Source organism: Paenibacillus terrisolis (assembly GCF_056171975.1).
In genome coordinates this window covers 17,066-26,151 of sequence record NZ_JBKFGG010000041.1, presented here as the reverse complement: position 1 = coordinate 26,151, position 9,086 = coordinate 17,066, and the positions used below count along the sequence as shown (strand labels likewise).

Here is a 9,086-nt window from a genome sequence, read left to right as displayed (position 1 = left end):
ACGCAAGCAAATTCTTTGTGATTTGTGCTTGCATTACGCCTATCTTTTCTATATAATAGTGAATGTTGTTCTGTGACGTTGCGATGATGTGAGAGGTTACTGACACACCCGGCCCCTTTGCCATGGGAGAGTGGTCAGAAAATTTTCACGGAGTATGTCCGATACTAAATTGGGCGATAGAAGGAGGGACTAAAATGGCAAAGCAAAAAATTCGTATTCGTTTGAAAGCTTACGACCACAGAATTCTTGATCAATCCGCAGAGAAAATCGTTGAAACGGCAAAACGTTCGGGTGCTGGCGTATCCGGGCCAATTCCGCTGCCAACTGAAAAGCAAGTTGTAACTATTCTCCGCGCGGTACACAAGTACAAGGATTCCCGGGAACAATTCGAACAACGGACGCACAAACGTCTGATCGACATTGTTAACCCGACTCCACAAACTGTGGATGCCTTGATGCGCTTGGACCTGCCGTCCGGTGTAGATATCGAAATCAAATTGTAATCCCTACTATTGTAAGGTAATCAGGAAAGGAAAAGAGGTGTCAACATGAAAGGTATCTTAGGAAAAAAACTCGGAATGACTCAAGTGTTTACTCCGGAAGGGAATGTAATTCCTGTAACGGTTATTGAGGCGAGTTCCAATGTTGTTTTGCAAAAGAAAGACGTGGAGAACGACGGTTATGAAGCGATTCAAATCGGTTACTCCGACAAGAAAGAAGCAAGAGCAAACAAACCTGAAGCTGGTCATGCCAAGAAGGCTAACACCACGCCTAAGCGCTACGTTCGCGAAATTCGCGGTGTTGATTTGGCAGGATATGAAGTTGGCCAAGAGGTCAAGGTTGATATTTTTGCCGAAGGCGAATTTGTTGACGTAACAGGTATTTCGAAAGGTAAAGGGTTCCAAGGTAATATCAAACGTTGGGGTCAAAGCCGCGGACCTATGGCTCACGGTTCCCGTTACCATCGCAGACCAGGTTCCATGGGTTCCATCCAAGCGAACCGCGTTCCTAAAGGCAAACACCTTCCTGGACATATGGGCAGCGAAACCATTACGATTCAAAACCTTGAAGTGGTACGCGTTGATGCTGAACGCAACGTGCTTCTTGTTAAAGGCTCGATCCCGGGTCCTAAAAACAGCTTCGTTAAAATCAGACAAACGATTAAGAAATAATTGAAGAAAGAAAGGAGGAACAACAAATGCCAAAAGTAGCACTTTTTAATATCAGCGGTAGCCAAGTGGGCGAAGTGGAATTGAATGATGCGGTTTTCGGTATCGAACCGAATGTCCATGTTCTTCATGATGCAGTTGTTATGCAACGTGCTTCCCTGCGTTTTGGTACCCATAAAGTTAAAGGACGCTCTGAAGTTCGCGGCGGCGGACGCAAACCTTGGAAACAAAAAGGCACAGGCCGTGCCCGTCAAGGTTCCATTCGCTCTCCGCAATGGGTAGGCGGCGGTACTGTGTTCGGACCAACTCCGCGCAGCTATTCGTTCAAACTGCCTAAGAAGGTACGTCGTTTGGCCATCAAATCGGCGCTTTCGTCGAAAGTAATTGACCAAGACATTATCGTACTTGATGCACTTACTTTGAACGCTCCTAAAACGAAAGAATTCGCAGCGATTTTGAACAACCTGAAAGTGGAACGCAAAGCTTTGGTTGTAGCGCCTAGCTATGACGACAACGTGGCGCTTTCCGCACGTAACATCCCAGGTGTGAAATTCGTAGCAGCTGACGGCATTAATGTTCTTGACGTGCTGACGCACGACAAACTGATCATTACGAAAGAAGCAGTTCAGAAGGTAGAGGAGGTGCTTGCGTAATGAAGGATCCTCGTGATATTATCAAACGCCCGGTGATTACGGAACGTACGGCAGATTACATGAACGACCTGAAATATGTGTTTGAAGTGGACATCCGTGCCAATAAGACCGAAATCAAGAAAGCTGTAGAAGCGATCTTTAATGTAAAAGTAAGCAATGTGAATACACTGCGTGTTCCTGCGAAGCCAAAACGTTACGGACGCCACTTCGGATACACTCCCGAATGGAAAAAAGCGTTCGTTACTTTGACGGCGGATAGCAAGCCGCTTGAATTTTACGAATCGGTATAAAATTGCCTGAAGTAAGGAGGGAAAACTAGTGCCAGTTAAAAAGTATAAACCGACATCCCCGGCAAGACGTGCGATGTCTGTGTCGACATTTGAAGAAATCACCACGGATCAACCCGAGAAGTCGTTGCTTGCTCCGCTGAGCAAAACTGCCGGCCGCAACAACCAAGGTAAAATTACGGTTCGTCACCATGGCGGCGGACACAAACGTAAATACCGGATCATCGACTTTAAACGTGATAAAGATGGAATTCCAGGCCGCGTTGCTACAATCGAGTACGACCCGAACCGGACTTCCAACATCGCTTTGATCCATTATAACGACGGTGAAAAACGTTATATCATCGCTCCTAAAGGTTTGAAAGTGGGCGACGTGATCGAATCCGGAGCAACTTCCGACATCAAAATCGGCAACTCGCTTCCGCTCGAAAACATTCCTGTAGGTACCGTGATCCACAACATTGAGCTGAAACCGGGCAAAGGCGGACAACTCGTTCGCGCAGCCGGTACGGAAGCCCAATTGCTTGGTAAAGAAGAGAAATACGTAACGGTTCGCTTGTCTTCCGGCGAAGTCCGCAAAGTCTTGAAGGTTTGCCGCGCTACCATCGGTTCCGTTGGTAACGGTGACCATGAGCTCGTTAAAATCGGTAAAGCGGGACGCAGCCGCTGGCTCGGACAACGTCCGGAAGTGCGCGGTGTCGTCATGAACCCTAACGATCACCCTCACGGTGGTGGTGAAGGTCGCGCTCCAATCGGCCGTAAATCTCCATTGTCTCCTTGGGGCAAACCGACCCTTGGTTACAAAACGCGTAAAAAAGGTAAAGCATCTGATAAATATATTGTTCGCCGCCGTACGAAGTAATCCGCATCTAGCGGATGCTTCCCGGCAGTGGTGAAGGGAGGAAAATTGAATGAGTCGCAGTCTGAAAAAGGGACCTTTTATTGACGGTTACCTGTTGAAGAAAGTGGAGGAAGCGAGCGCATCGAGCAAGAAAGTCGTGATCAAAACTTGGTCCCGTCGCTCCACGATCTTCCCGCAATTCATCGGCCAAACATTCGGCGTATATGACGGCCGCAAGCATGTTCCGGTATATGTTACCGAGGATATGGTCGGACATAAACTGGGCGAATTTGCTCCAACCCGTACCTACAAAGGGCATACGGATGACGATAAGAAAACGAAACGTTAATCAATAAGTTCTTCGTTTGAGAGGAGGTAACACACATGGAAGCTAAAGCACATGCAAGATCCATCCGCATTGCTCCGCGCAAAGCTCAACTCGTTGTTGACCTGATCCGCGGCAAGCAAGTGGGCGAAGCGATCGCGATTCTCCGCCACACTCCGAAGGCGGCTTCACCGGTCGTTGAGAAGCTGCTGAACTCGGCGATTGCCAATGCAGAGCATAACTTTTCTTTGGATGTAAATAAATTGGTTGTTACGCAGGTGTACGTAAACCAAGGTCCGACAATGAAACGTTTCCGTCCTCGTGCACAGGGACGTGCAAGCCGGATCAATAAACGCACCAGCCACATCACTTTGGTGGTATCCGAAAAATAAGGAGGGAAAACGTGTGGGCCAAAAGGTAAATCCGGTCGGATTACGAGTAGGGATTATCCGCGATTGGGAATCCAAATGGTACGCAGGCAAAGATTTTGGTGATCTTTTGCTGGAAGACGTAAAAATTCGTGAACACCTGAAAAATAAACTGAAAGACTCCGCGGTATCTCGGATCGAAATCGAGAGAGCGGCAAATCGTGTGAACGTAACGATCCATACTGCCAAACCAGGTATGGTTATTGGTAAAGGCGGTTCGGAAGTCGAAAACCTGCGCAATGAAATTACGAAAATCGCAGGCGGCAAAAAAGTTCACATCAACATTTCTGAAATCAAACACCCTGACCTCGACGCAATTCTGGTCGCAGAAAGCATTGCACAACAATTGGAACGTCGCGTTTCTTTCCGTCGTGCGCTGAAACAAGCGATTCAAAGAACGATGCGTTCGGGAGCAAAAGGGATTAAAACAGCAGTCAGCGGTCGCCTTGGCGGTGCTGAAATTGCTCGTTCAGAAGGCTACAGTGAAGGAACTGTTCCACTTCATACGCTCCGCGCCGACATCGATTACGGTACGGCAGAAGCGCATACGACTTATGGTCGTATCGGCGTAAAAGTATGGATCTATCGTGGAGAGGTTCTTCCTACGGCTAAGAAACAACAAGCTGCTCAGGAAGGAGGCAACTAATCATGTTGGTACCAAAACGCGTAAAACACCGCAAGCAACAACGCGGTAGTATGAGAGGCCAAGCCAAGGGCGGTACTGAGTTGAACTTCGGCGAATACGGCCTGCAAGCTCTTGAACCGACTTGGATCACAAACCGTCAAATCGAAGCAGCGCGTATTGCAATGACGCGTTACATGAAACGTGGCGGTAAAGTATGGATTAAAATTTTCCCTGACAAGCCGATTACTCAAAAGCCTCTTGAAGTCCGGATGGGTAGTGGTAAGGGTAACGTGGAAAAATGGGTTGCAGTTGTGAAACCTGGTAAAATCATGTTTGAGCTTGCCGGTGTATCGGAGGAAGTAGCGCGTGAAGCTATGCGTCTTGCCGCCCACAAACTGCCGATCAAAACGAAATTCGTGAAACGTGAAGAATTGGGTGGTGAAGCAAATGAAAGCTAATGAACTTCGCAACTTAACCACTGCTGAGATTGAACAAAAAGTCGCAGGTTTCAAAGAAGAACTCTTTAACCTTCGTTTTCAATTGGCTACCGGCCAGCTTGATAACCCGACTCGGATCCGCGACGTGCGTAAGGAAATAGCTCGTGCTAAAACCGTATTACGTGAAAGAGAACTTGGTATTACCAGTTAAGAAACGCGCTAGCAGCGTAAGCCAAAGCGTCTAAGTCCAGGAAGGAGGCTAACCATGAGCGAAGAACGTAACAGCCGTAAAGTGCAAATTGGTAAAGTCGTCAGCAACAAGATGGATAAAACGATCGTTGTTGCTGTAGAAACCTACAAAAAACATGATCTGTACCACAAGCGCATTAAATACACGAAGAAATTTAAAGCGCATGATGAAAATAACACCGCGAAAATCGGTGACACCGTAAAAATCGCCGAAACTCGTCCGTTGTCCAAAGACAAACGCTGGAGACTCGTTGAAGTCGTCGAAGAAGCGGTTATTATCTGATAGCAATTAGCTTAGGCTGAAAGGAGGAAATATCCATGATTCAACCATTTACACGTTTGCAAGTTGCTGACAACTCCGGCGCGAAGGAATTGATGTGTATCCGCGTTCTGGGCGGCACGGGTCGTCGTACGGCACAAATCGGTGATCTGATCGTTTGTTCTGTAAAACAAGCAACACCAGGCGGCGTTGTCAAAAAAGGCGACGTAGTTAGAGCGGTTGTTGTTCGTACGAAACGTTCCGTTCGCCGGAAAGACGGTTCTTACATCGCATTTGACGAAAACGCAGCGGTTGTCGTTAAAGAAGATAAGAGCCCACGCGGCACACGTATTTTCGGACCAGTTGCTCGCGAACTTCGCGACAAAGATTTCATGAAAATCGTTTCCTTGGCTCCGGAAGTTATCTAATAAAGCCCTACCCCGATTAACAGGAGGTGTAAATAGATGCCTAGACTGAAGAAGATTCTTGAATCTCATAACAATAAGCTGCATGTCAAAAAGGACGACACGGTTATCGTGATCTCCGGTAAAGACAAAGGCAAAAAAGGCCGCGTTATCGCAGCATATCCTCGTGAGAACCGCGTGCTTGTGGAAGGCGTGAATATGGTTAAGAAACACCAAAAACCAAATCAGCTGAACCCGCAAGGCGGTATTATCGAAAAAGAAGCTCCGATTCACGTATCGAACGTGATGCACGTTGATCCTAAGAGCGGAAAAGTAACCCGTATCGGTTACAAAGTATTGGACAACGGCACGAAAGTTCGTATCGCTAAAAAATCCGGAGAAGTAATCGACTAATCCACGATGTTAAGAAAGGAGGTCCATGATTCATGGCAACTAGACTTAAAGAACGCTTTTTGAACGAAGTACAACCTGCTTTGATTCAAAAATTCAACTATACGACAGTAATGCAAGTGCCTAAAATCGAGAAAGTCGTTATCAACATGGGTGTTGGTGACGCAGTAGCTAACTCGAAGGTATTGGATTCCGCAGTAAACGACATGCAGCTGATCGCTGGTCAAAAACCTGTCATCACTCGCGCCAAGAAATCCATCGCCGGCTTCAAACTTCGCGAGAACATGCCGATCGGTGTGAAAGTAACCCTTCGCGGCGACCGCATGTATCATTTCCTCGACAAGTTGTTCAACGTAACGCTTCCTCGTGTCCGTGACTTCCACGGCGTATCGACGAAAGCTTTCGACGGACGCGGCAACTATACGCTTGGTCTCAAGGAACAATTGATCTTCCCTGAAATCGAGTATGATCAAGTAGACAAAGTTCGTGGTATGGATATCGTTATCGTAACTACGGCTAAAACCGACGAAGAGTCCCGCGAACTGTTGACCGGGCTCGGAATGCCATTTACAAAGTAATCCGATTGAATCAATTCTCCGAAACTATTTGGGAGGTGTCAGGCTAAAGTGGCAAAAACTTCGATGAAAGTTAAACAACAACGCGCACCTAAATTCAAAGTGCGGGCATATACCCGCTGTGAGCGTTGCGGTCGTCCACATTCGGTATTGCAAAAGTACAAAATTTGCAGAATTTGCTTCCGTGAATTAGCTTATAAAGGCCAGATTCCTGGCGTGAAAAAAGCAAGCTGGTAATTAATCAACAACGGGAAGGAGGTTTACAACGTATGACTATGTCAGATCCAATTGCAGATATGCTTACACGTATTCGCAACGCTAACACTGTGCGTCACGAAACGGTTGAACTGCCTGCGTCCACGATCAAGAAACAAATCGCTGAAATTTTGAAGCGTGAAGGTTTCATTCGCGATGCGGAATATATCGATGATAACAAACAAGGGATGATTCGTATTTTCCTGAAATACGGCCCTAACAACGAACGTGTTATCTCCGGTTTGAAGAGAATCAGTAAACCAGGCCTTCGCGTGTACACGAAAAGTAATGAAGTTCCTCGTGTCCTCGGCGGTTTGGGTATCGCGATTATCTCCACTTCCAAGGGAGTTATGACCGACAAAGAAGCTCGTCAGTCCAAAGCGGGCGGCGAAGTAGTTTGCTACGTTTGGTAATCAACGTCTTATAACAAGGAGGTGCAATAAATGTCTCGTATTGGTCGCAAACCAATCGCAGTACCAAGTGGTGTGAGCATCACACTCGATAACACTGTCATTACGGTAAAAGGACCGAAAGGTACCTTGTCTCGTGAGCTTCACAAGGACATGAAGGTAAACGTTGAAGAGAGCGCTGTTACCATCGAACGTCCTTCTGATAATAAATTACATCGTTCCCTGCATGGTACGACTCGCTCCGTCGTGAGCAACATGGTCAGCGGGGTAACGGAAGGTTTCTCCAAATCGCTCGAGCTGGTTGGTGTCGGTTACCGCGCAAGCTTGTCCGGCAACAAACTCGTTCTGAACGTTGGTTACTCTCACCCGGTTGAAATTACTCCGGAAGCGGGCATCGAATTTGAAGTTCCTTCGAACACGAAGATCATCGTAAAAGGAATCAATAAAGAGCGCGTAGGCGAATACGCCGCTAAAATTCGTTCCGTGCGCGAACCTGAGCCTTACAAAGGCAAAGGGATCAAGTATGAAGGCGAACGCATCATTCGTAAAGAAGGTAAAGCAGGTAAGAAGAAATAAGTTTCTTCTTAAAGCGCCTGTCCTTCTGGCTTCTTGAAATGAATTGCTTGTACGGTAAACCGAAGGGAGTGAAATGGTAGTCATGATTACAAAAGGTGATAAGAACAAGGCTCGTCTGAAAAGACATTTGCGTGTTCGTAAAAAAATCGAAGGAACGGCAGCACGTCCAAGACTGAACGTATACCGTTCTTCCAAACATATTTATGCACAATTGATCGACGACGTGGCAGGCGTGACGCTGGCCAGCGCATCGACTGTGGATAAAGAGCTTAGCGCTTCGATCGACAACGGCGGAAACGTGGAGTCGGCTCGTCAAGTTGGCGAATTGATCGCAAAACGCGCTCAAGACAAAGGATTTAAAGTCGTTGTTTTTGACCGCGGAGGATACTTGTACCATGGACGGATTCAAGCACTGGCTGACGCAGCTCGCGAAGCAGGCCTTGAGTTCTAAAATATTTCTTAAAAGGAGGTTAACGACTTGCGTGTAGATCCGAACGCTTTAGAACTGACAGAAAGAGTTGTAAACATTAACCGTGTAGCTAAAGTTGTTAAAGGCGGACGTCGCTTTAGCTTCAGCGCTCTGGTTGTTGTCGGCGACGGCAAAGGCTGGGTTGGCGCTGGTATCGGCAAAGCCGGCGAAGTTCCTGATGCGATTCGCAAAGGAATTGAAGATGCCAAGAAAAATCTTGTACACGTTCCGCTCGTGGGAACTACGATCCCTCACCTTGTAACCGGACATTTCGGTGCAGGCCGCGTGCTTCTGAAACCGGCATCCGAAGGTACCGGCGTTATCGCCGGCGGTCCGGTTCGTGCCGTTCTTGAACTTGCCGGTGTAGGCGACATTTTGACAAAATCTTTAGGTTCTTCGAATTCCATCAACATGGTCAATGCGACTTTGGAGGGCTTGTCCCGTCTGAAACGTGCTGAAGATGTTGCGAAATTACGCGGTAAATCCGTCGAAGAACTTCTCGGTTAAGGAGGGAATCTCATGGCTAAACTGCAAATTACCCTCGTGCGTAGTTTGATCGGTCGTCCGGAGAACCAACGTACTACCGTGAAAACATTGGGACTTCGCAAAATCAACCAATCGGTGGTTCATAATGACAACCCAGCCATTCGTGGCATGGTAAATCAAGTCAGCCACCTGGTTTCTGTACAAGAAATCGAAGGTTAATGGACACG

Annotated in this window: 20 protein-coding genes; all 20 read left to right on the top strand. The window is 47.2% G+C overall.

Annotation, left to right across the window (positions count from 1 at the left end):
• Positions 1 to 194: 194 nt before the first annotated feature.
• Positions 195 to 503, top strand: coding sequence for a 30S ribosomal protein S10 (gene rpsJ, locus ACI48K_RS23000; protein ID WP_068698242.1), 309 nt, complete (start codon positions 195 to 197; stop codon positions 501 to 503).
• 45 nt (positions 504 to 548) lie between these two features.
• On the top strand, positions 549 to 1,172 hold the full coding sequence (gene rplC, locus ACI48K_RS22995; protein ID WP_475029973.1) for a 50S ribosomal protein L3: 624 nt from the start codon (positions 549 to 551) through the stop codon (positions 1,170 to 1,172).
• A gap of 26 nt (positions 1,173 to 1,198) precedes the next feature.
• Entirely contained in the window at positions 1,199 to 1,822 is a 624-nt protein-coding gene (rplD, locus tag ACI48K_RS22990; protein ID WP_475029972.1) for a 50S ribosomal protein L4, read from the top strand.
• A complete protein-coding gene (gene rplW, locus ACI48K_RS22985; protein ID WP_475029971.1) occupies positions 1,822 to 2,112 on the top strand; it encodes a 50S ribosomal protein L23 in 291 nt (96 codons plus the stop codon). Before rplD ends, rplW begins: the two co-directional genes overlap by 1 nt.
• Before the next feature lie 28 nt (positions 2,113 to 2,140).
• Positions 2,141 to 2,971, top strand: a complete 831-nt coding sequence (gene rplB, locus ACI48K_RS22980) for a 50S ribosomal protein L2 (RefSeq protein ID WP_475029970.1) — start codon at positions 2,141 to 2,143, stop codon at positions 2,969 to 2,971.
• Between the two features lie 49 nt (positions 2,972 to 3,020).
• A complete protein-coding gene (gene rpsS / locus ACI48K_RS22975) occupies positions 3,021 to 3,299 on the top strand; it encodes a 30S ribosomal protein S19 (RefSeq protein WP_475029969.1) in 279 nt (92 codons plus the stop codon).
• A gap of 35 nt (positions 3,300 to 3,334) precedes the next feature.
• A complete protein-coding gene (gene rplV / locus ACI48K_RS22970; RefSeq protein WP_475029968.1) occupies positions 3,335 to 3,667 on the top strand; it encodes a 50S ribosomal protein L22 in 333 nt (110 codons plus the stop codon).
• Between the two features lie 13 nt (positions 3,668 to 3,680).
• The gene (rpsC, locus tag ACI48K_RS22965) at positions 3,681 to 4,349 is read left to right on the top strand and encodes a 30S ribosomal protein S3 (protein ID WP_091234511.1); all 669 of its coding nucleotides are present in this window, start codon (positions 3,681 to 3,683) and stop codon (positions 4,347 to 4,349) included.
• A 2-nt stretch (positions 4,350 to 4,351) separates the two neighbouring features.
• Positions 4,352 to 4,786: a 50S ribosomal protein L16 gene (rplP, locus tag ACI48K_RS22960; protein ID WP_475029967.1), complete on the top strand. Its 435-nt coding sequence runs from the start codon at positions 4,352 to 4,354 to the stop codon at positions 4,784 to 4,786.
• On the top strand, positions 4,776 to 4,976 hold the full coding sequence (gene rpmC / locus ACI48K_RS22955) for a 50S ribosomal protein L29 (protein ID WP_148458035.1): 201 nt from the start codon (positions 4,776 to 4,778) through the stop codon (positions 4,974 to 4,976). The genes rplP and rpmC overlap by 11 nt, the downstream gene beginning before the upstream one ends.
• Positions 4,977 to 5,030: 54 nt before the next feature.
• Positions 5,031 to 5,297, top strand: coding sequence for a 30S ribosomal protein S17 (gene rpsQ, locus ACI48K_RS22950; RefSeq protein ID WP_475029966.1), 267 nt, complete (start codon positions 5,031 to 5,033; stop codon positions 5,295 to 5,297).
• A gap of 35 nt (positions 5,298 to 5,332) precedes the next feature.
• Entirely contained in the window at positions 5,333 to 5,701 is a 369-nt protein-coding gene (gene rplN / locus ACI48K_RS22945) for a 50S ribosomal protein L14 (protein WP_009226648.1), read from the top strand.
• Positions 5,702 to 5,737: 36 nt separating this feature from the next.
• A complete protein-coding gene (gene rplX / locus ACI48K_RS22940) occupies positions 5,738 to 6,091 on the top strand; it encodes a 50S ribosomal protein L24 (RefSeq protein ID WP_475029965.1) in 354 nt (117 codons plus the stop codon).
• 32 nt (positions 6,092 to 6,123) lie between these two features.
• On the top strand, positions 6,124 to 6,666 hold the full coding sequence (gene rplE, locus ACI48K_RS22935; RefSeq protein WP_475029964.1) for a 50S ribosomal protein L5: 543 nt from the start codon (positions 6,124 to 6,126) through the stop codon (positions 6,664 to 6,666).
• Positions 6,667 to 6,714: 48 nt separating this feature from the next.
• Positions 6,715 to 6,900: a type Z 30S ribosomal protein S14 gene (locus ACI48K_RS22930; RefSeq protein ID WP_085279072.1), complete on the top strand. Its 186-nt coding sequence runs from the start codon at positions 6,715 to 6,717 to the stop codon at positions 6,898 to 6,900.
• Between the two features lie 32 nt (positions 6,901 to 6,932).
• Positions 6,933 to 7,331: a 30S ribosomal protein S8 gene (gene rpsH / locus ACI48K_RS22925; protein WP_430705259.1), complete on the top strand. Its 399-nt coding sequence runs from the start codon at positions 6,933 to 6,935 to the stop codon at positions 7,329 to 7,331.
• Between the two features lie 30 nt (positions 7,332 to 7,361).
• Positions 7,362 to 7,904: a 50S ribosomal protein L6 gene (rplF, locus tag ACI48K_RS22920; RefSeq protein ID WP_475029963.1), complete on the top strand. Its 543-nt coding sequence runs from the start codon at positions 7,362 to 7,364 to the stop codon at positions 7,902 to 7,904.
• An 82-nt stretch (positions 7,905 to 7,986) separates the two neighbouring features.
• Positions 7,987 to 8,355 carry a 50S ribosomal protein L18 gene (gene rplR / locus ACI48K_RS22915; protein WP_475029962.1) on the top strand — a complete coding sequence of 123 codons (369 nt, stop codon included), beginning with the start codon at positions 7,987 to 7,989 and terminating at the stop codon, positions 8,353 to 8,355.
• 27 nt (positions 8,356 to 8,382) lie between these two features.
• Positions 8,383 to 8,880, top strand: a complete 498-nt coding sequence (gene rpsE / locus ACI48K_RS22910; RefSeq protein ID WP_475029961.1) for a 30S ribosomal protein S5 — start codon at positions 8,383 to 8,385, stop codon at positions 8,878 to 8,880.
• A gap of 12 nt (positions 8,881 to 8,892) precedes the next feature.
• Positions 8,893 to 9,078: a 50S ribosomal protein L30 gene (gene rpmD, locus ACI48K_RS22905; RefSeq protein WP_018753977.1), complete on the top strand. Its 186-nt coding sequence runs from the start codon at positions 8,893 to 8,895 to the stop codon at positions 9,076 to 9,078.
• The last annotated feature ends 8 nt before the right edge of the window (positions 9,079 to 9,086 follow it).